The organism is Citrobacter sedlakii, assembly GCF_018128425.1.
Lineage (GTDB): Bacteria > Pseudomonadota > Gammaproteobacteria > Enterobacterales > Enterobacteriaceae > Citrobacter_A > Citrobacter_A sedlakii.
In genome coordinates, this window is the sequence record NZ_CP071070.1 from 4,146,701 (window position 1) to 4,166,104 (window position 19,404).

The 19,404-nt window shown below is 56.3% G+C and carries 18 protein-coding genes; 13 read left to right on the forward strand and 5 right to left on the reverse strand.

Annotation, left to right across the window (positions count from 1 at the left end):
* The first annotated feature begins 46 nt into the window (after nucleotides 1–46).
* A complete protein-coding gene (gene msrA, locus JY391_RS19650; protein ID WP_060570917.1) occupies nucleotides 47–685 on the forward strand; it encodes a peptide-methionine (S)-S-oxide reductase MsrA in 639 nt (212 codons plus the stop codon).
* Nucleotide 686: 1 nt separating this feature from the next.
* Here msrA and JY391_RS19655 read toward each other — a convergent pair whose 3' ends face one another.
* Nucleotides 687–1,742: a LacI family DNA-binding transcriptional regulator gene (locus JY391_RS19655; protein WP_060570918.1), complete on the reverse strand. Its 1,056-nt coding sequence runs from the start codon at nucleotides 1,740–1,742 to the stop codon at nucleotides 687–689.
* Between the two features lie 190 nt (nucleotides 1,743–1,932).
* Here JY391_RS19655 and JY391_RS19660 point away from each other — a divergent pair, with 190 nt between their 5' ends.
* The 6 genes from JY391_RS19660 (at nucleotide 1,933) to paeA (ending at nucleotide 9,485) form a co-directional block, all read left to right on the forward strand.
* Entirely contained in the window at nucleotides 1,933–3,087 is a 1,155-nt protein-coding gene (locus tag JY391_RS19660) for a Gfo/Idh/MocA family protein (protein WP_060570919.1), read from the forward strand.
* Nucleotides 3,088–3,102: 15 nt separating this feature from the next.
* Nucleotides 3,103–4,287: a Gfo/Idh/MocA family protein gene (locus JY391_RS19665; RefSeq protein WP_199957010.1), complete on the forward strand. Its 1,185-nt coding sequence runs from the start codon at nucleotides 3,103–3,105 to the stop codon at nucleotides 4,285–4,287.
* The gene (locus JY391_RS19670; protein ID WP_042289492.1) at nucleotides 4,284–5,351 is read left to right on the forward strand and encodes a Gfo/Idh/MocA family protein; all 1,068 of its coding nucleotides are present in this window, start codon (nucleotides 4,284–4,286) and stop codon (nucleotides 5,349–5,351) included. The genes JY391_RS19665 and JY391_RS19670 overlap by 4 nt, the downstream gene beginning before the upstream one ends.
* A 10-nt stretch (nucleotides 5,352–5,361) precedes the next feature.
* On the forward strand, nucleotides 5,362–6,384 hold the full coding sequence (locus JY391_RS19675; protein ID WP_211934883.1) for a Gfo/Idh/MocA family protein: 1,023 nt from the start codon (nucleotides 5,362–5,364) through the stop codon (nucleotides 6,382–6,384).
* A 79-nt stretch (nucleotides 6,385–6,463) separates the two neighbouring features.
* Nucleotides 6,464–8,002, forward strand: coding sequence for an MFS transporter (locus JY391_RS19680; RefSeq protein ID WP_199957007.1), 1,539 nt, complete (start codon nucleotides 6,464–6,466; stop codon nucleotides 8,000–8,002).
* Between the two features lie 142 nt (nucleotides 8,003–8,144).
* A complete protein-coding gene (paeA, locus tag JY391_RS19685; protein ID WP_042289497.1) occupies nucleotides 8,145–9,485 on the forward strand; it encodes a polyamine export protein PaeA in 1,341 nt (446 codons plus the stop codon).
* A 71-nt stretch (nucleotides 9,486–9,556) separates the two neighbouring features.
* Here paeA and JY391_RS19690 read toward each other — a convergent pair whose 3' ends face one another.
* Nucleotides 9,557–9,763, reverse strand: a complete 207-nt coding sequence (locus JY391_RS19690) for a DUF1107 domain-containing protein (RefSeq protein ID WP_004857160.1) — start codon at nucleotides 9,761–9,763, stop codon at nucleotides 9,557–9,559.
* Nucleotides 9,764–10,088: 325 nt separating this feature from the next.
* On the opposite strand from JY391_RS19690, the gene JY391_RS19695 reads away from it, so the two are divergent.
* On the forward strand, nucleotides 10,089–10,646 hold the full coding sequence (locus tag JY391_RS19695) for a YtfJ family protein (RefSeq protein WP_181822115.1): 558 nt from the start codon (nucleotides 10,089–10,091) through the stop codon (nucleotides 10,644–10,646).
* Here JY391_RS19695 and cysQ read toward each other — a convergent pair.
* On the reverse strand, nucleotides 10,636–11,376 hold the full coding sequence (cysQ, locus tag JY391_RS19700; RefSeq protein WP_211934884.1) for a 3'(2'),5'-bisphosphate nucleotidase CysQ: 741 nt from the start codon (nucleotides 11,374–11,376) through the stop codon (nucleotides 10,636–10,638). The two genes, JY391_RS19695 and cysQ, sit on opposite strands and share 11 nt — an antisense overlap.
* Before the next feature lie 190 nt (nucleotides 11,377–11,566).
* Here cysQ and JY391_RS19705 point away from each other — a divergent pair, with 190 nt between their 5' ends.
* Nucleotides 11,567–13,510 (forward strand): bifunctional 2',3'-cyclic-nucleotide 2'-phosphodiesterase/3'-nucleotidase, encoded by a 1,944-nt coding sequence (locus JY391_RS19705; protein ID WP_211934885.1) that lies wholly within the window; start codon nucleotides 11,567–11,569, stop codon nucleotides 13,508–13,510.
* Between the two features lie 52 nt (nucleotides 13,511–13,562).
* Here the strand turns inward: JY391_RS19705 and JY391_RS19710 are convergent, their stop codons facing one another.
* A complete protein-coding gene (locus JY391_RS19710; protein WP_211934886.1) occupies nucleotides 13,563–13,943 on the reverse strand; it encodes a winged helix-turn-helix transcriptional regulator in 381 nt (126 codons plus the stop codon).
* Nucleotides 13,944–14,030: 87 nt separating this feature from the next.
* Between JY391_RS19710 and JY391_RS19715 the strand changes: the two genes are divergently transcribed.
* The 3 genes from JY391_RS19715 (at nucleotide 14,031) to JY391_RS19725 (ending at nucleotide 16,827) form a co-directional block, all read left to right on the forward strand.
* Nucleotides 14,031–14,897 (forward strand): SDR family oxidoreductase, encoded by an 867-nt coding sequence (locus JY391_RS19715; RefSeq protein ID WP_211934887.1) that lies wholly within the window; start codon nucleotides 14,031–14,033, stop codon nucleotides 14,895–14,897.
* 63 nt (nucleotides 14,898–14,960) lie between these two features.
* On the forward strand, nucleotides 14,961–15,785 hold the full coding sequence (locus tag JY391_RS19720; protein WP_211934888.1) for an AraC family transcriptional regulator: 825 nt from the start codon (nucleotides 14,961–14,963) through the stop codon (nucleotides 15,783–15,785).
* 76 nt (nucleotides 15,786–15,861) lie between these two features.
* Nucleotides 15,862–16,827 carry a DMT family transporter gene (locus JY391_RS19725; protein WP_211934889.1) on the forward strand — a complete coding sequence of 322 codons (966 nt, stop codon included), beginning with the start codon at nucleotides 15,862–15,864 and terminating at the stop codon, nucleotides 16,825–16,827.
* 49 nt (nucleotides 16,828–16,876) lie between these two features.
* Here the strand turns inward: JY391_RS19725 and JY391_RS19730 are convergent, their stop codons facing one another.
* Nucleotides 16,877–18,430 (reverse strand): methyl-accepting chemotaxis protein, encoded by a 1,554-nt coding sequence (locus tag JY391_RS19730; RefSeq protein WP_211934890.1) that lies wholly within the window; start codon nucleotides 18,428–18,430, stop codon nucleotides 16,877–16,879.
* 245 nt (nucleotides 18,431–18,675) lie between these two features.
* Between JY391_RS19730 and ytfE the strand changes: the two genes are divergently transcribed.
* Nucleotides 18,676–19,338 carry an iron-sulfur cluster repair protein YtfE gene (gene ytfE / locus JY391_RS19735; RefSeq protein ID WP_042289519.1) on the forward strand — a complete coding sequence of 221 codons (663 nt, stop codon included), beginning with the start codon at nucleotides 18,676–18,678 and terminating at the stop codon, nucleotides 19,336–19,338.
* Nucleotides 19,339–19,404: the final 66 nt, after the last annotated feature.

The window sequence follows — 19,404 nt, forward strand, 5'->3', positions numbered from 1 at the left end:
TGTTACAACCTTAACCCCAATTACTGATTATCGGGAGAACGGCACCATGAGTTTATTCGACAAAAAGCATCTGATTTCACCGTCAGAGGCGCTACCTGGACGCAATACCCCGATGCCGGTGGCGACGCTTCACGCCGTCAATGAACATTCAATGACGAACGTGCCCGAGGGGATGGAAGTCGCCCTTTTCGCCATGGGCTGTTTCTGGGGCGTTGAGCGCCTGTTCTGGCAGCTCCCTGGCGTTTACAGCACCGCGGCGGGGTATACCGGCGGCTATACGCCTAACCCGACCTACCGGGAAGTGTGTTCCGGCGAGACCGGCCACGCCGAAGCGGTACGCGTGGTGTATGACCCGAACGTTATCAGCTACGAGCAGCTGTTACAGGTGTTCTGGGAAAACCACGATCCGGCGCAAGGTATGCGTCAGGGCAACGACCACGGCACCCAGTACCGTTCGGCCATTTATCCGCTGACGCCGGAGCAGGACGCCGCCGCGCGCGCCAGCCTTGCGCGTTTTCAGTCGGCGATGACCGCCTCCGGCGACGATCGCCACATCACAACGGAAATCAGCAACGCCACGCCGTTTTACTACGCCGAGGACGATCACCAGCAGTATCTGCACAAAAATCCGTACGGATACTGCGGCATCGGCGGGATTGGCATTTGTCTGCCGCCACAAGGGTAATCTATCGTGACACGGCCACGCGGGCGGCGTGGCGCGTGGCGCTAACCACCGTGCCCTTATCCAACACCTTGCCTTTCAGGCATAAATTGAATACCGGCGCGGATGGCCGGTTGAGCCGGTTTTGCAATAAATGCACGGCTTCCACCCCCAGCGCCCGACAGGGAATGGTGATGCAACTCACCGTTGCAATAACCTCCGCGTCCAGTCCCTCCACGCCGGTGGTCATGAGCGAGATCCCCTCCGGCATGCGAACGCCCGCTTTTTCCAGCACGCGCTGAATGCCCACCGACATCGGCGCACCCGCGCAAAAAATCACTTCCGGCCACGCCTCGCGCGGCGTAATGCGCAGCCAGTCGTCTATCGCCTGTTCCGCCTCCCCGGCGGTAAACCCTTCGGTGACCAGCAGATCCCGCTGTGAATCAAACGGGATCTGATACTGGCGATAGACCTCTTTAATGCCTTCCAGCCGCCAGTACATGGTTTCGCGCCGCAGGCTGGTGATGTGAAGTATGCGGCGGTGCCCCTGATCGAACAGATACTGCGCCGCAAGGTTGCCAATCGCCCGGTGATCCGGTGATACCGCGTCGAGTAGCCCCTCCCGATCCTGCGAATTCACCAGCACGCAGGGTTTATCCAGCGACTGCGCCAGTTTGTGGATGGTTGGATCGTCAATGCCGATCAGAATGATGGCGTTGATATTCTTATTGTTGGCTTTTTCCAGAAAGATTTTGATATCGGCGCGTTGCTCGTCCAACCCACACCAGGTGAGATACACATCGTGCGGCGCAACCGCGTCAGCGATGCCCCGCGTCACCTCCAGGTAAAAAGCGTCGCCCTGGGCGGTGAACGTTCGCTGGGGGGCAAAAACCACGATCCCGTTAATCAGCAGGCGACCGCTGGCGAGGGAGTCGAGCACGCCCAACTGGCGCGCGCAGCTCACTATCGCTTCACGCGCCTTGTTGCTGGTGTAAGACTTTCCGCTGAGTACCCGGGAAACGGTACTGACCGAGAAGCCGGTCAAGGCCGCAATTTCGTCCATTTTTAGCTTGCCTGACATTCTGTGACCCCGCTCGCAATGTATCTTTGCAAATTTTTGCAGATGTACCCCATTGATTCTAAAACGCCTTTTTGCTTCGCGGGCTAACTTCTTTTGTATCCTGCAAGCCCTCTCACAAAATCCCGTTGTCGACGTTTCAGCCGTTTTCTATGTTCCGCTTATCCCCCCATCGCACTGAGTAAGGCCTGACATGAAAAAAGTACGCTTTGGCATTATTGGCGTCGGCAATATCGGCACCGTCCACGCCCGTTATCTGCTGGCAGGTAAGGTTGAAGAAGCCTGCCTGACCGCCGTTTGCGATAACAATCCCGACAAACATGCCGCCATCCGCCGTCTGACGGGCGAGTCGGTCGCTCTGTTCAGCGACGCGCGCGAGATGCTGGAAAGCGGTCTGATCGACGCGGTGATTGTCGCCACGCCGCATTACGATCATCCGGCGCTATCGATAATGGCAATGCGCCGGGGCATACACACCCTCTGCGAAAAGCCCGCTGGCGTCTACACCGCGCAGGTTGAGGAAATGAACGCCTGCGCTCGCGAATGCGACGTGGTGTTTAGCATGATGTATAACCAGCGTCCCAATCCGCTGTACCAGAAAGTGAAAGATCTCATCGACAGCGGTGAACTGGGCGAACTGCGCCGCTCCAACTGGATCATCACCAACTGGTATCGCTCGCAGAGCTATTACAACTCCGGCGGCTGGCGCGCCACCTGGAAAGGCGAAGGCGGCGGCGTGCTGCTCAACCAGGATCCTCATCAGCTCGATCTCTGGCAGTGGCTGGTGGGAATGCCGGTGCGGATGCGCGCCTTTTGCCAGTTTGGTAAGCATCGCCAGATTGAGGTCGAAAACGAGGTCACCGCGTATGCAGAATACGCCAACGGCGCAACGGGGGTGTTTATTACCACCACCGCAGAAGCGCCGGGGACCAACCGGCTGGAGATCGCAGGCGATCGCGGCAAAGTGGTGGTGGAAGAAGGCCGCCTGCGCTTCTGGCGTTTGCGCGAATCAGAAACCGAGTTCAATGCCCGCTGGCAAAACGGCTTCGGCGAGCCGGAGTGCTGGGAAGTGACGATTCCCACCGCGGCGGAATGCAGCGAGCATGATGTGATTACCCGTAATTTCACCGCCGCTATCCTGCACGGCGAGCCGCTGATCGCCCCCGGTCTGGAGGGGATTCGCGGTCTCACGCTCTCTAACGCCATGCACCTGTCCACCTGGATCGATGACTGGGTCGCGTTTCCCTTTGACGAACAGCGCTACTACCAGTTGTTGCAAGAACGCATTGCGTCATCGGTAGAAAAACATGTCGCCAGCCGCACGCTGGACGCTTCCGGCACCTGGTAACGACGAGGAGGAAGGATGCTGAACGTTGCGATTGTTGGAACGGGGAATATTTCCCATAACCATATTCAGGGCTATCTGGCCTTTCCTGAACGCTGCCGGATTGTCGCGCTGGTGGATATCTATCCGGAGAAAGCCGAAGAGAAGAAAACCCGCTACGGGCTGGCTGAAGCGCAGGTGTTCGCCAGCCACGCCGCACTGCTGGCGGCGGATCTGCATGTCGATCTGGTGGACGTCTGTACGCCGCCTTACGTCCACGCGGAAATCGCCATTGATGCGCTGAATAACGGAAAGCATGTGCTGTGCGAAAAACCAATGGCGGCGTCGCTGGAGGAGTGCGACGCGATGATCGCCGCCCAACGGGCCAGCGGGAAAACCCTGTCGGTGATTGCGCAAAACCGCTTTACTGACGCGTTCTGGCGCTTAAAGGCGGCGGTGGACTCCGGCCTGGCAGGCAATATTTGCCACGCGCAGGTGGACTCCTTCTGGTGGCGCGGACACTGCTATTACGACCTCTGGTGGCGCGGCACCTGGGAAAAAGAGGGCGGCGGCTGCACGCTGAATCACGCGGTGCACCACATCGACGCCATCCAGTGGCTGCTCGGCTTTCCCAGCGAGGTGGTGGCGATGATGACCAACGTCGCCCACGATAACGCCGAAGTCGAAGACCTCAGCGCGGCGATTTTCAGATACCCCGGCGGCGCGCTGACGCAGTTGACCGCCTCGGTCGTTCATCACGGCGAAGATCAGAAGATTGTCATCCAGGGCGAAAAGGCGCGGATCTCCGCGCCGTGGAAAGTGTTCGCCAGTCAGTCCGCCGACAACGGCTTTCCGCAGCCGGAAAACAATCTTGCGCTGGAAGCGCGCCTGACCGCGCTGTTTCACGCCACACCCGCCCTCACATGGACCCTGCATACCGGGCAAATCGAAAACGTGTTAACCGCCATTGAACAACAAACCGCGCCGCTGGTGGACGGTGAGCAGGGGAAACGCTCACTGGAACTGATCGCCGCGATTTACAAATCGGCCATCACCCGTTCCGTGGTCACGCTGCCGGTTGCCCGCGACGATGCGTTTTATCGCACCGGCGGCCTGCTGGAGAAAGCCCCGCATTTTTATGAGAAATCCGCTTCCGTGAGCAATTTTGCCGAAGTGGGCGCAATCCCTCTGGGTAAAGACTTAGATTCAGGAGTAGAAGCATGAGCTTAAACGATGGAATGAACTATGCCCCGACCGGCAAACCGCAGCCGGTGGTCCAGCCTGGCGAGTTTATGATTGCCGCCGCCGCGCTCGATCACGGCCATATCTATGGCATGTGCAACGGGTTGATTGAGGCTGGCGCGACGCTGAAATGGGTATATGACCCCGATCCGCAGAAGGTGGCGGCGTTCGTGAAGCAGTACCCTCAGGCGCAGGTGGCTGACTCGCTGGACACGCTGCTCAATGACCCGGACATACAGCTGATCGCTGGCGCGGCGGTGCCCTCAGAGCGCTGTCCGCTGGGGCTGAAGGTGATGGCGGCCGGAAAAGATTACTTCACGGACAAAGCGCCGCTGACTACGCTCGGGCAACTGGAAGACGCCAAAGCGATGGTAGCCAAAACCGGACGAAAATACGCGGTGTACTACAGCGAACGCCTGCACGTCGAAAGCGCGGTCTTCGCCGGCGAGTTAGTGAAAAAAGGGGCGATAGGCCGGGTGGTGCAAACGCTCGGTACCGGCCCGCATCGCGAGGGCAGCGGGCGTCCGGACTGGTTCTACGACCGTCGCTATTTCGGCGGCATTCTCTGCGATATTGGCAGCCATCAGATCGAGCAGTTTCTGTTTTACACCGGCAACAGTAACGCTCAGGTTGTCGCCAGTCAGGTGCGTAACGTGAATCACCCACAGTATCCGTTGTTTGAAGATTTCGGCGACGCGATGCTGGCGGGCGATAACGGCGCCACAGGCTACTTTCGCTGCGACTGGTTCACCCCGGACGGCCTCTCTTCCTGGGGCGACGGACGCTTAACCCTGCTCGGTACTGAGGGCTATATCGAAATCCGTAAATATGTCGATATCACTCGCGGCGAGCAGGATGTGGTCTATCTGGTCAACAAAGAGGGCGAGTTCCGCTATCCCGTGGCGGGGAAAGTCGGCTTCCCCTACTTTGGCGAACTGATCCTCGACTGTCTGCATCGCAGCGAAAACGCCATGACCCAGGCGCACGCCTTTAAGGCCGCCGAGTTGTGCGTTAAAGCACAGATGCTGGCAAATGCGCGTGGATGACGGAGCGCCCATGAAAACACTGAACGCCGCCATCATTGGCTGTGGAGCCATCCACACCACCCACGTAGAGGCACTGCGTCAGTTGCCCGCCGTGACGCTACGGGCCATTGCGGAATGCAATATCAACCGGGGGCGACAACTGGCCGCAGAATATGACTGCCAGCTCTACCATGACTATCGTGAAATGCTGTGGGATGACGCCATCGACGTGGTGCATATTTGTACGCCGCATTATCTGCATAAGCCGATGATCCTCGCCGCGCTGGCGGCGGGGAAACAGGTCTTTTGCGAAAAGCCTGCGGTGATAAACGCGCTGGACGTGGCGGAAATCGACGCCGCCCTTCTGCACGCCAAAGGAACGCTGGGCATTTGTTATCAGAACCGGCTTAACCCCACCAGCATCGCTATTCAGCAGCAACTGCAGGACGGGACAATCGGCAACATGCTCGCCATTAAAGCTGTGCTGACCTGGTCGCGCGGCGGCGGTTATTACACCGACAGTCCCTGGCGTGGGAAACATGCCACCGAAGGCGGCTGTCTGCTGATCAACCAGGCGATTCACACCCTTGATTTGATGCAATGGTTTGGCAAGGGCGTCACCCGCGTGAAGGGCGTGGTCGACAGCAGTTGGCTGGCTGACATTATTGACGGCGAGGATAGCGCGATGGCTACCTTCGCCTTTGCTAACGGCGCGCGCGGGCTGTTCTACGCCAGCAACTGTTACACCACCAACTCACCCCTGCAAATGGAAATTCACGGTGAACATGGCTTGCTGCAGCTTGAGGGCAGTGAGCTGTGGTTACTGCGTGACGGCGCGCGGCAAAAGCTGGCGAGTGATTCCGCCCCGGACGGCAGCGGCAAAAGCTACTGGGGCGTCGGCCACCGGGAAGCGATTCGCCAGTTCTACAATGCGGTGCGCAATCCCGCCGCCGCAAAAGTGTGCGGCATTGATGAAGCCGCGAAATCCTTGCAGATCGTCGATGCCATTTATCGTTCGTCGCAATTACGGCACTGGATAACCCTGGAGAAATAAACCCGCAATGCGTTAAACCCAGGCCGGAGCTGGCGACGCCGCCCTCCGGCAATAAAAAGTCCCCTACAGGAATAATGATATGGCGAAACCTACTGAACGGAGAGTGGGTTACGGCGTAGCGATAGGCTATGGCGTAACCGATTTATTTGGAGGCGGTGCATTCGCGGTTATTGGCACCTGGCTTTTATTTTTTTATACCACCTATTGTGGATTATCGGTGCTGGAAGCGGGCTCGATATTTGCAATCGCCCGAATTATTGACGCCATTTTAAGTCCGGTGATGGGCTATATTACCGATAATTTCGGTAATACCTGGCTTGGCCGGAAATTTGGCCGGCGACGTTTCTTTTTGTTAATCAGCGCCCCGCTCATGTTTCTCTACGCGCTGGTGTGGGTCACCGACATGAGCTACTGGTATTATCTGGGCACCTATCTGTCTATTGAGCTGCTGTCAGCGATGGTGCTGGTGCCATGGGAGACGCTGGCCGCAGAGATGACTAACCGCTTTAGCGAACGTACGCGTCTGGCTGGCGTCCGTATGATGTGCTCGTCGCTGGGCGGATTTTTAGCGGTGTCGGTGCCGGGTATTATCATGCAGTTCACCGGTAAAGATAATTCTTTTACCTATACGCTAACCGGGATTGTTTTTGCGATCATTTATTTTGTCGCGGTGTTTACCACCTGGGCGACAACGTGGGAAGCGAAAGACGTACGCGAAGAATATGAATTCACGCCGGAAACGCAGCGCAGCAGTGGTTTATTCAACCATCTTAAGTATCTGGTTATTGATCTCTTTTCATCCTTTAAAATACGTATTTTCCGTCAACATATTCTTATTTATATTTGCTCGTTTACCGCCATGGATGTGTTTGGCTCGGTATTTACCTATTACGTGGTTTACGGCTTAAAGCAGGATGCGGCGACGGTGTCTGGATTACTCAGTATCGCGGCGTTTGTTTCTATTCCGGGTACGTTTGGCTTTATGATGCTGATGAACAAGCTAAATATGACGCCATCCAGCGCGCTACGGCTTTCTTACGGCTGTATTTTTATCGTTCTCGCCAGCCTGCTGGCGATTTACGTCGGCGACTTACCGATCCCCGCCCTGCTCTTTTCCGCCCTTTTTGTGCTGTTCGGTCTGGCAAAAGCGGGGTTGTATTACATTCCGTGGAACATCTATAGCTTTATTCCGGATGTCGATGAGATTGTCACCCGCCAGCGTCGGGAAGGGATTTTTGCCGGGGTGATGGTATTAACCCGTAAAAGCACCGTCGCACTGGCGATTATGCTGATAGGCGTGGTACTGGAAGAGAGCGGCTTTGTCAAAGGCGGCGGTGCGCAACCCATCAGCGCCCTGCACGCCATTATCGGTCTGATGATCTTCGCCACCGCGGCGTTGCTGGCCGTCAGCTTCTATACCACATTCAGGTTTACGTTGACCCAGAAGACGCACAAGATCCTGATTAAAGAGGTGGCGCGGCGCAAGCTGGGCGGCAACTGCGCCGACTGTGACGAAGAGACCCGCCAGGTCATTAAAGCCCTGACCGGCTATGAATATGACGAAGTCTGGGATGCGAAGCCTGGCGCGAAAAACCCTGCCGTTATTGCTGAAAATTAACCCTCTGGCGACTTTACAGTCGCTTACGCTATACTAGCCCCTGAACTTACCGGCTCACCGCTACGAGCCGGTTTTCAATTTCTGTATCGCACGAATTATAAACTTCCCTTCCGAGGATCTGACCTGAACGGTCGGATAAGATATGTTAAACAGTATTTTTATCATTCTTTGCCTGATCGCTGTGAGTGCGTTCTTCTCGATATCCGAGATCTCGCTTGCCGCCTCACGTAAAATCAAACTGAAGCTGCTGGCCGATGAAGGCAATCTTAATGCGCAGCGCGTTCTGAAGATGCAGGAAAATCCCGGCATGTTCTTTACCGTGGTGCAAATTGGCCTGAACGCAGTCGCCATTTTGGGCGGTATCGTCGGCGACGCCGCCTTTTCACCGGCATTTCACTCGCTGTTTTCCCGGTACATGTCAGCGGAACTCTCCGAGCAGTTGAGCTTTATTCTCTCTTTCTCGCTGGTAACCGGCATGTTTATTCTCTTCGCGGACTTAACCCCGAAACGCATCGGTATGATTGCGCCAGAAGCTGTGGCTTTGCGTATCATCAACCCGATGCGCTTCTGTCTGTTTGTGTTCACCCCGCTGGTGTGGTTCTTCAACGGGCTGGCGAACGTGATCTTCCGCATCTTCAAACTGCCGATGGTGCGTAAAGATGACATCACCTCTGACGATATCTACGCCGTGGTGGAAGCCGGGGCGCTCGCGGGTGTGCTGCGTAAGCAGGAACATGAGCTGATTGAAAATGTCTTTGAGCTGGAGTCGCGTACCGTGCCGTCTTCCATGACCTCACGTGAAAACGTAATCTGGTTTGATCTGCACGAAGATGAGCAAAGCCTGAAAACCAAAGTCGCGGAGCATCCGCACTCTAAGTTTCTGGTATGTAATGAAGATATCGACCATATCATTGGCTACGTGGACTCAAAAGATCTGCTGAACCGAGTGCTGGCGAATCAAAGCATGGCGCTGAACAGCGGCGTGCAGATCCGCAATACGCTCATTGTTCCCGATACTCTGACCCTCTCCGAGGCGCTGGAAAGTTTCAAAACTGCCGGGGAAGACTTCGCGGTGATCATGAACGAATACGCGCTGGTGGTGGGTATTATCACTCTGAATGACGTGATGACCACGTTGATGGGCGATCTGGTCGGCCAGGGGCTGGAAGAACAGATTGTGGCGCGCGACGAGAACTCATGGTTGATCGACGGCGGTACGCCAATCGACGACGTGATGCGCGTGCTGGATATTGACGAGTTCCCGCAGTCGGGCAACTACGAGACCATCGGCGGCTTTATGATGTTTATGCTGCGGAAGATCCCAAAACGTACCGACTCGGTGAAGTTTTCCGGCTACAAATTCGAAGTGGTGGATATCGACAACTACCGTATCGACCAGTTGCTGGTGACCCGTCTGGACAGCAAACCCAACGTCCTGACGCCGAAACTGCCCGATGCGAAGGACGAGACCCACGCCTCCTGATCCCACAAACATCAACGGCTCCCATCGGGAGCCGTTCATTTACTACGTAACACAACTGCATAGCACTTTGGTTAAGCCATCTCAGTTTGCAGACGCAGAACCTGACGGTTAACTTCGGACATCACAGAAAGATGCTGTTTGTCCTTCACTTTTGGGATAAGAATCTTACCCTTATCGAACTCAAAAGCGCCAACGTCCTTGATATATAACCGTCCGCGGAACAGGATCTTCACGTACTTCGCCACCTGCAGTGGGTTGTACCGTTGGAAAATTTTCATTGTTGTCTCCTGCGTAAGTCTTACGCCCTTGCGGCGCCACAATCGGCCCAACAGTTCTAAGGCGCAAATTTTAATGCCATTTGACTATAGACTATCTGTACGATGTTTCCAGCGTGTATAAGTTTATTTACCTTTTTATTACAGTTAATCAGAATCATCTTTGATTGCTGCCGATGCCTTCAGTATAAGACGTCGTTTTTCGCAGGATTTGTGCGCCCGTCCGCAAACTGACGCCGCGTTTACGGGAAAAAGCATCATTCGCACATATGATTAAACAGCGGCCCCAAGTGGTCGGATCACCTGCAAACAAGAAAAAGGAAACACCATGACCCTACGTAAGATTCTGGCGCTGGCATGCCTGTTAGCGCCGATGATGGCTTCCGCCCATAGCTTCGAAATCAACCAACGCGTACCGGCGGTGGGAATAGCCGATCGCGGCGAGCTGGTGCTGGAAAACGATACGTTCAGCTACAAAAAGTGGAACAGCGCGCAACTGCCGGGCAAAGTGCGCATCCTCCAGCACATCGCGGGACGCACCTCGGCTAAAGAGAAGAACGCCACGCTGATAGAGGCGATTAAATCGGCAAAACTGCCCCACGATACCTACCAGACCACCACTATCGTGAACACCGACGACGCCATTCCCGGCTCCGGCATGTTTGTGCGTAGCAGCCTGGAGAGCAATAAGAAGCTCTACCCGTGGTCGCAATTTATTGTCGACAGCAACGGCGTAGCGCGTAAGGCCTGGCAACTGGAGGAAGAAAGCTCCGCCATTGTGGTGCTGGATAAAGAGGGTCGTGTGCAGTGGGCCAAAGACGGCGCGTTAAGCCAACAAGATGTGCAGCAGGTGATCGCCCTGCTGCATAAATTACTCAGTAAATAGACACCCGGAAGCCGGGGTTGAGGAACGATTCACGCGGGGTGTAGTCCAGCGGTTTGCCCTGCCAGTCGTGAACGTGCGCCCCGGCGGCGGCGGCAACCGCATGGCCAGCGGCAGTATCCCAGATGCAGGTCGGTCCGAAGCGTGGGTACAACTGCGCCTGTCCTTCTGCCACCAGACAGAATTTTAACGACGAACCGATCGACGTGGTCTGGTGTTCGCCCAACTGCTGAAGATACTCTTTCAGTTCGTTATCCGTGTGCGAGCGACTAATGACTACCAGCGGCGGACGCGCATCGCGTACCTGGATCGGTTTGCGTACGCTGCATTCCTCTTTCCAGGCCTTGCCCTCAGCGGCGCTATACATCACCTTCATCACCGGCGCATAAACCACGCCCAGCATCGGTTTACCGTTATCGATCAGCGCGATGTTAACGGTGAACTCGCCATTGCGTTTGATAAACTCTTTGGTGCCGTCCAGCGGGTCCACCAGCCAGTAGCGCTGCCAGTGCTGACGCACTTCCCAGGCGGGGGGATCTTCTTCCGACAGAACCGGGATGTCCGGCGTTAACGTCTTTAACCCTTCAACGATGACGGCGTGCGCGGCGATGTCCGCTGCGGTGACGGGAGAATCGTCCCGCTTGCTAACGATCTCCATCGGTTTGATTCCATCATAAACCTGCATAATGGCATCGCCCGCGTTCCGTGCAAGCTGACAGACTTGTTCTAACATTCTCCACCTCGTTTTCGTACAGTGGTGTTAACTCGTTGTTTTACTTATACCCCATTGCAGGAGGATCCGCCAACTGTGATAGCGTCTGCGTTTTTGCCGCCGCTTTTCATGTCATGATTCACAGTTCTGTAAGAAAGAAAATTTATATACATTTTCTTTTGTGGCCTCGATCTAAAAAAGGATGCCCCTGATGATTAAGTTTAGTGTAACGCTTTTGGCCACGCTGATCGCGGCCAGCGTGAAAGCCGCGACGGTCGATCTGCGAATAATGGAAACCACCGATCTGCATAGCAATATGATGGATTTCGATTATTACAAGGATACGCCAACCGAAAAATTCGGACTGGTACGCACCGCAAGCCTGATCAACGCAGCGCGTGGCGAAGTGCAAAACAGCGTACTGGTCGACAACGGCGATCTGATTCAGGGAAGTCCCTTAGGTGACTACATGGCGGCGAAGGGGCTAAAGGACGGCGATATTCACCCGGTCTATAAAGCGATGAACACGCTGGACTACGCGGTCGGTAATCTCGGCAACCACGAGTTTAACTACGGGCTGGATTACCTGCACAAGGCGCTGGCTGGCGCGACGTTCCCCTACGTCAACGCCAATATCATCGACGTGAAAACACAAAAGCCGCTGTTTGCGCCGTATCTGATTAAAGAAACGGACGTGGTGGATAACGAAGGCCATACGCAAACCCTGAAAATTGGCTATATCGGCTTTGTGCCGCCGCAAATCATGACCTGGGATAAAGCCAACCTGAGCGGCAAAGTGACGGTGAATGATATTACCGAAACCGCGCGGAAATACGTGCCGGAAATGCGCGAGAAAGGGGCGGATATCGTCGTGGCGATTGCTCACTCCGGCCTTTCCGCCGACCCGTACCAGAGCATGGCGGAAAACTCCGTTTATTATCTCAGCGACGTGCCGGGCATTAACGCCATTATGTTTGGTCACGCGCACGCGGTCTTTCCGGGCAAAGACTTTGCCGGTATCAAAGGCGCAGATATCGCTAAGGGCACGCTAAACGGCATACCAGCGGTGATGCCGGGCATGTGGGGCGATCATCTTGGGGTTGTGGATCTGGTGCTTAACAATGACAGCGGAAAGTGGCAGGTAACCGGAGCGAAAGCTGAAGCGCGCCCGATTTACGACCCCGCGGCGAAAAAGTCGCTGGCCGCCGAAGATGAAAAGCTGGTGCGGATTCTGAAAAGCGATCATGACGCCACCCGCGATTTCGTCAGCAAACCGATCGGCAAATCCGCCGACAACATGTACAGCTTTCTGGCGCTGGTGCAGGACGATCCGACCGTACAAGTAGTGAACAACGCGCAGAAAGCCTATGTGGAACACTTTATTCAGGGCGATCCGGATCTGGCGAAACTGCCGGTATTGTCTGCCGCCGCGCCGTTTAAAGTGGGCGGACGTAAGAACGATCCGGCCAGCTTTGTCGAAGTCGAAAAAGGTCAGCTTACCTTCCGTAATGCCGCGGATCTGTACCTGTATCCGAACACCCTGGTGGTGGTGAAAGCCAGCGGTAAAGAGGTGAAAGAGTGGCTGGAGTGCGCCGCCGGGCAGTTTAATCAGATTGATATCAACAGCAGCAAACCGCAGTCGCTGATCAACTGGGACGGTTTCCGCACGTATAACTTCGACGTGATCGATGGCGTGAACTATCAGATTGACGTCTCCCAACCCGCCCGTTACGACGGCGAATGCCAGACGGTAAATCCAAAAGCCGAGCGCATCAAAAACCTGACCTTTAACGGCAAGCCGATCGACCCGAATGCGCTTTTCCTGGTCGCCACCAATAACTATCGCGCATACGGCGGTAAGTTCGCCGGAACCGGCGACAGCCATATCGCGTTTGCCTCACCGGATGAAAACCGTTCAGTGCTGGCGGCGTGGATCGGCGCGGAGTCGAAGCGTACAGGCGAGATCCACCCGGCAGCAGATAATAACTGGCGTCTGGCGCCGATTCACAGCGACCGCAAACTGGATATTCGCTTTGAAACCTCACCCACCGCGAAAGCGGCGGTATTTATTAAAGAGAAAGGGCAGTATCCGATGCAAAAAGTCGCCACCGATGACGTTGGGTTTGCGATTTATCAGGTGGATTTGAGCAAGTAAACGTTGTGCGGCGTGCCGGATGGCGCTGTTCATGCGCTTATCCGGCAAGACGTCACGCCGCATGCGCTTCCCGCAGCGCCAGCACCTGCGGTAAATTCAGCTCAATCCAGTCCGCCAGCGCGGCGACCTTTTCACTCACCTGCTCGCCAAGCGGCGTCAGGCTGTACTCGACATGCGGCGGTACCACCGGATAGGACACCCGGTTGATAAACCCATCCCATTCCAGCGCCTGCAATGACTGCGCCAGCATCTTTTCACTCACGCCCCCCATTTTGCGCCGCAGATCGCTAAACCGGTGCGTACCGTCACGCAGCGCAACCAGAATTAACACGCCCCAACGGCTGGTGACATGCTTAAGCACGTCGCGGGAAGGGCACTGCTCGGCGAACAGGTTGCCGTCGCGAAGCTGCTGAGAAAGAGTGGATTTACGCATTACACTTACCTTTTTGTACGTACTTACTAAAAGTAAGTTTAGGTGATAGCGTAATGGAACACAACAGACACGTAAAGGAGTCACCCCATGATTGCCATCACCGGCGCTACCGGCCAACTCGGCCACCATGTTATCGAAAGCCTGCTAAAAACTGTTCCCGCCAGCCAGGTCGTGGCGATTGTGCGTCACCCGGCGAAGGCCGCGACGCTAAGCCAGCGGGGAATCACCGTCCGCCAGGCAGACTATAGCGATGAGGCCGCCTTCACCACCGCGCTACAGGGCGTCGAAAAGCTGTTGTTGATCTCGTCAAGCGAGGTCGGGCAGCGCGCTGTGCAACACCGTAATGTGATTAACGCGGCGAAAACGGCAGGCGTAAAATTTATCGCTTACACCAGTCTGCTTCATGCAGACCGTTCCCCGCTCGGCCTGCACCTTGAGCATGTCGAGACTGAGACGATGCTGGCGGGATCCGGCATCCCGTATACGCTGCTGCGCAACGGCTGGTATAGCGAAAACTACCTGGCGAGCGCGCCCGCCGCGCTGGAGCACGGCGTGTTTATCGGCGCCGCTGGCGAGGGCAAAATCGCCTCTGCGACACGTGCTGACTATGCCGCCGCCGCTGCGCGCGTCCTCAGCACCGACGGCCATGCCGGAAAAGTGTATGAACTGGCGGGGGACGACGCCTGGACGCTGAGCCAACTGGCTGACGAACTGAGTCAACAGAGCGGCAAACACATTGTCTATCAGAACCTGAGTGAAGCGGACTTCGCCGCGGCGCTGCAGGGGGCAGGTCTGCCCGCTGGCCTGGCTGATATGCTGGCGGATTCGGACATTGGCGCTTCTGAAGGCGGTCTGTTCGATAACAGCCGTACATTGAGCAAACTGATTGGTCGTCCCACCACCACGCTTGCCGACAGCGTTCGCGCCATGCTGCAAGTGTTAAAAATTAGTTAAATTAGGTGGCATCCTCACGTATCCTCTTTGATAATGGTAGGATGATGCGTGGGGAGAGATGACATGCAAGGTGTACCTGAGCAATTCAGCGATGAGAAAGACAGCGCCCGTTTTCGCCATCTGGCGGAAGTGCCGGGCGTGGAACTGTATCATGCGCATATTTCTCGCTACGCCTTCGAACCCCACACCCACGAAGCCTTCGGCATTGGGGCTATTGAGGCGGGAGCCGAGCGCTTTCGCTATCGCGGCACCCAGTATCTGGCGCCCGCCCATTCCGTTATCACCATGAATCCGGACGAGCTGCACACCGGCGAAGCTGAAACCGCCGATGGCTGGCGCTACCGGATGATCTATCTTGACCCCACCCTGCTGGAAGAGATCACGGGGATCCGCCACTGGGGGTTTCGCGAAGTGACAAGACACGATCCCTTGCGTTCACGCCAGATTTGCTCGCTGATCCACGGTTTGTGGCACACCGACGATCCGCTGGCGCAGAAAGGACTGTTGCTGGATTTAATCGATACCTTCCGGCCGCTGGCGCAGCCGATGCAGGCGCCGCGTGAAGGCGCGCACCGCTTTGCGCGGGTGCGCGATTATCTCCACGACAACTACATGCGTCCGGTCACCTTAGACGAACTGGCCGCTGTCGCGGCGCTCAGTCCCTGGCATTTTCAGCGCCAGTTCAAAGCGCATTTTCACGTCACGCCGCATCAGATGCTGATGGCGATCCGCCTGTGGAGGGCGAAAGCCTTTCTCACTCTCGGGATGCCCGCCGCCGAAGTGGCCGCCGCCGCTGGCCTTACCGACCAGTCGCATCTGACTCGCGCCTTTAACCATCGCTACGGCATCACTCCCGTGCGCTACCAGAGACAGGTTTTCCCCCGCTAATGCGCAATCTCATACAATACGCGCGCGTTTTCCCTGCCTACACTCGTCGCTGGGTTAAAGCAGAGGGAGAAACATAATGATTAGCGGCGTGATATATGCCCTGCTGGCAGGGTTAATGTGGGGACTGATTTTTGTTGGGCCGTTGATCGTACCGGAATACCCGGCGATGCTGCAGTCGATGGGGCGTTACCTGGCGCTGGGCCTGATCGCTCTGCCGCTCGCCTGGCTTGGTCGCGCCCGTCTTCGCCAATTGACCTCAAAGGACTGGTTCACCGCGCTGGCGCTGACCATGATGGGCAACCTGATTTACTATCTCTGCCTCGCCAGCGCCATTCAGCGCACCGGCGCGCCGGTATCGACGATGATTATCGGCACGTTGCCGGTCGTCATTCCGGTATTTGCTAACCTGCTGTACAGTCATCGCGACGGCAGACTCGCCTGGCGACGCCTTGCCCCTTCACTGGCGTTGACAAGCATCGGACTGCTGTGTGTGAATATCGCGGAGCTGGGTCAGGGGCTGCCGAATTTCAGCGGCTGGCGCTATGGCTCTGGCATCGCGCTGGCGGTGGTTTCGGTGGCCTGCTGGGCGTGGTATGCGCTGCGTAATGCGCGCTGGCTGCGCGAAAATCCGGACAAGCATCCAATGATGTGGGCGACAGCGCAGGCGTTGGTCACCCTGCCTGTCTCTTTCGCAGGCTACATCGCCGCCTGCTTGTGGCTACACAACCAAACCCCAGGCTTTGCGCTCCCCTTTGGCCCGCGACCAGCGGTCTTTATCGGCCTGATGGTGGCAATTGCGCTGCTGTGCTCGTGGGTAGGGGCTCTGTGCTGGAATATCGCCAGCCAACGGTTGCCGACGGTGATCCTTGGGCCATTAATTGTTTTTGAGACGCTGGCGGGCCTGCTGTACACCTTTATTCTGCGTCAGGACATTCCCCCGCTGCTGACATTAAGCGGCATAGCGCTGCTCGTTGTCGGCGTGGTGCTCGCCGTAAAAGCCAAACCGGAAAAACCCGGCGTGGCGCCCGTCCCGGAGATGTAAATGGGCCGGACAGCGCTGCGCGTGTCCGGCCTGCAGTTAATGCTGCTGCTTATACTTTAAATACCGCTACCGTCTGATTCAGACGCGCAGCCTGTTCTTCCAGCGCGGCGGCGGCAGACGCTGACTCCTCCACCAGCGATGCGTTCTGCTGAGTCACGCGATCCATCTCCGCCACCGCCTGTCCCACCTGATCGATTCCCCGGCTTTGCTCATCCGACGCGGAAGCGATTTCGCCCATGATATCGGTCACGCGGGTGACCGCGCTGACAATCTCATTCATCGTTTCACCGGCTTCATGCACCAGCGCGGAACCGGCATTCACCCGATCGCCAGAGTCTTCAATCAGGGCCTTGATCTCTTTCGCGGCCTGGGCGCTGCGGCTCGCCAGCGTACGAACTTCACCAGCGACCACGGCGAATCCACGTCCCTGCTCGCCTGCGCGCGCCGCTTCCACCGCGGCGTTAAGCGCCAGGATGTTCGTCTGGAAGGCAATGCCGTCAATCACGCTGATAATCTGGGCTATCTTGCTGGAACTGGCGGCGATCTCATCCATGGTGCGCACGACGCCTTCCACGACCTCGCCGCCCTTTTTCGCCGTACCCGAGGCGTTCTTCGCCAGTTGCGTCGCCTGGCGGGCGTTGTCCGCATTCTGCCGGACGGTGGCGGTCAACTGCTCCATGCTGGCTGCGGTTTCTTCCAGCGAAGCGGCCTGCTGTTCAGTACGTGAGGAGAGATCGTTACTGCCCGCCGTAATCTCACCGGCGCCGGTGTAGATCGTATCGGCGCCATCGCGCACCACACGGACGGTATTCGCCAGCGACTGCTGCATATCGCGCACGTTACGCGCCAGCAGCGCCATTTCGTTGTTGCCTTCCGCGTCAATGCTGTGCGTGAGATCGCCGGACGCGATATGGCGGATATGGGACATCACTTCATGCAGCGGCTTCAGCAGCACACGCTGCATCGCTATCCAACTGATCAGGATGACGACCACGACCGCCAGCAGGATAAAGGACAGAATCCACAGAATGCGCTGATAGTCGCTTTCGTTATCCTTGATCCCCGCGCTGGTGAGCTTCGCCTGCGCGGTGCGCCATTCGTGATAGACGCTCTGCATTGCCGTTTGTTTCTGTTCGGCGTTCTGCTTAAACATCTCTTCCAGTTTGCCTTCCGCCAGCAAGGCGTTCATTTTTGCCAGCGTCGCTGAGTAAATGCCGTACTGTTCTTCCAGCCTGTCCGCCAGGCGCTCGTCCATCCCTGGCGTTTCCGGTAGCGCATAATAGGTGTCGTAATGTTTTTTTGCGTTCGCCAGCAGAGCATCTGCAGTTTTCACCAGTTCGCTGAGCTGGCCGCCGTTGATCTGCCCTGCCATGCTGCTTTGCAAACGCAGCATCCCCCGGTTCAGCGTTACCCGCGCCTGATTGAGGCTGATCCACGCATCGGTAAATTCCGCCACGTTCTGGCTTGCAAGTTGCGACACCGTGAAATTTTGTTTGTCATTTTTCAGCGCGTGAACAAACACGCCAGCCGAAAGAAGCTGCATCGCCCCGAGCGCGAGTAGCACCACGATCAATAAAGTGATCACGTTGATTCGTTTAAACATCTTTTGCCTTTTATGTTGCAGGTGTTGTCTGAGGACTTGGTATCGGCAGCGATCGCGGGTTGTTTAATTCGCCAGGACTCCGTTTATGGGAGAATGGCGCGCTTTCTGATAAGTATCAGTACGTTAAAAACGAAAGAATTTTTCGTGACAGACATCACAAAATCCTCTGACCCGAAAGGGTTATAGCGCCCACCTAAAGATGTATTTAAAATACATCTTATATTATTCAAAATGAGGTAACGGCTATGGCTTATCGCGATCAACCTTTAGGTGAACTGGCGCTTTCTATTCCTCGCGCGTCGGCGCTGTTTCGTAAGTATGATATGGACTACTGCTGCGGCGGTAAGCAGACGCTGGCGCGGGCGGCCGCACGCAAAGAGCTGGACGTTGACGCCATTGAGGCGCAGCTTGCCCAACTGGCTGAACAGCCCATTGAAAAAGACTGGCGTACCGCGCCGTTAGCCGAAATCATCAACCACATCATCGTGCGCTACCACGACAGACACCGTGAGCAATTGCCGGAACTGATCCTACAGGCGACCAAAGTTGAACGCGTGCATGCTGATAAGCCAAACGTGCCGAAAGGTCTGGCGAAGTACCTGACTATGCTGCATCAGGAGCTGTCGAGCCACATGATGAAAGAAGAACAGATCCTGTTTCCAATGATCAAACAGGGAATGGGCAGCCAGGCGATGGGGCCAATCAGCGTGATGGAAAGCGAGCATGATGAGGCGGGTGAACTGCTGGAAGTGATTAAGCATACCACGCAGAATGTAACCATTCCGCCGGAAGCCTGCACCACCTGGAAAGCGATGTATAACGGGATTAACGAGATGATTGATGACCTGATGGAACACATCAGTCTGGAGAATAATGTCCTGTTCCCGCGTGCCTTAGCCGGGGAATAAGCGATTTGCCGGACGGCGGATACGCCTAATCCGGCCTACAACCGGTACCAGTAAGCGAGCCCGGTA

Bases quoted from the DNA above. Each gene is read 5' to 3' on its own strand.
- msrA (WP_060570917.1), top strand. From the start codon at position 47: ATGAGTTTATTCGACAAAAAGCATCTGATTTCACCGTCAGAGGCGCTA.
- JY391_RS19655 (WP_060570918.1), bottom strand. From the start codon at position 1,742: ATGTCAGGCAAGCTAAAAATGGACGAAATTGCGGCCTTGACCGGCTTC.
- JY391_RS19660 (WP_060570919.1), top strand. From the start codon at position 1,933: ATGAAAAAAGTACGCTTTGGCATTATTGGCGTCGGCAATATCGGCACC.
- JY391_RS19665 (WP_199957010.1), top strand. From the start codon at position 3,103: ATGCTGAACGTTGCGATTGTTGGAACGGGGAATATTTCCCATAACCAT.
- JY391_RS19670 (WP_042289492.1), top strand. From the start codon at position 4,284: ATGAGCTTAAACGATGGAATGAACTATGCCCCGACCGGCAAACCGCAG.
- JY391_RS19675 (WP_211934883.1), top strand. From the start codon at position 5,362: ATGAAAACACTGAACGCCGCCATCATTGGCTGTGGAGCCATCCACACC.
- JY391_RS19680 (WP_199957007.1), top strand. From the start codon at position 6,464: ATGGCGAAACCTACTGAACGGAGAGTGGGTTACGGCGTAGCGATAGGC.
- paeA (WP_042289497.1), top strand. From the start codon at position 8,145: ATGTTAAACAGTATTTTTATCATTCTTTGCCTGATCGCTGTGAGTGCG.
- JY391_RS19690 (WP_004857160.1), bottom strand. From the start codon at position 9,763: ATGAAAATTTTCCAACGGTACAACCCACTGCAGGTGGCGAAGTACGTG.
- JY391_RS19695 (WP_181822115.1), top strand. From the start codon at position 10,089: ATGACCCTACGTAAGATTCTGGCGCTGGCATGCCTGTTAGCGCCGATG.
- cysQ (WP_211934884.1), bottom strand. From the start codon at position 11,376: ATGTTAGAACAAGTCTGTCAGCTTGCACGGAACGCGGGCGATGCCATT.
- JY391_RS19705 (WP_211934885.1), top strand. From the start codon at position 11,567: ATGATTAAGTTTAGTGTAACGCTTTTGGCCACGCTGATCGCGGCCAGC.
- JY391_RS19710 (WP_211934886.1), bottom strand. From the start codon at position 13,943: ATGCGTAAATCCACTCTTTCTCAGCAGCTTCGCGACGGCAACCTGTTC.
- JY391_RS19715 (WP_211934887.1), top strand. From the start codon at position 14,031: ATGATTGCCATCACCGGCGCTACCGGCCAACTCGGCCACCATGTTATC.
- JY391_RS19720 (WP_211934888.1), top strand. From the start codon at position 14,961: ATGCAAGGTGTACCTGAGCAATTCAGCGATGAGAAAGACAGCGCCCGT.
- JY391_RS19725 (WP_211934889.1), top strand. From the start codon at position 15,862: ATGATTAGCGGCGTGATATATGCCCTGCTGGCAGGGTTAATGTGGGGA.
- JY391_RS19730 (WP_211934890.1), bottom strand. From the start codon at position 18,430: ATGTTTAAACGAATCAACGTGATCACTTTATTGATCGTGGTGCTACTC.
- ytfE (WP_042289519.1), top strand. From the start codon at position 18,676: ATGGCTTATCGCGATCAACCTTTAGGTGAACTGGCGCTTTCTATTCCT.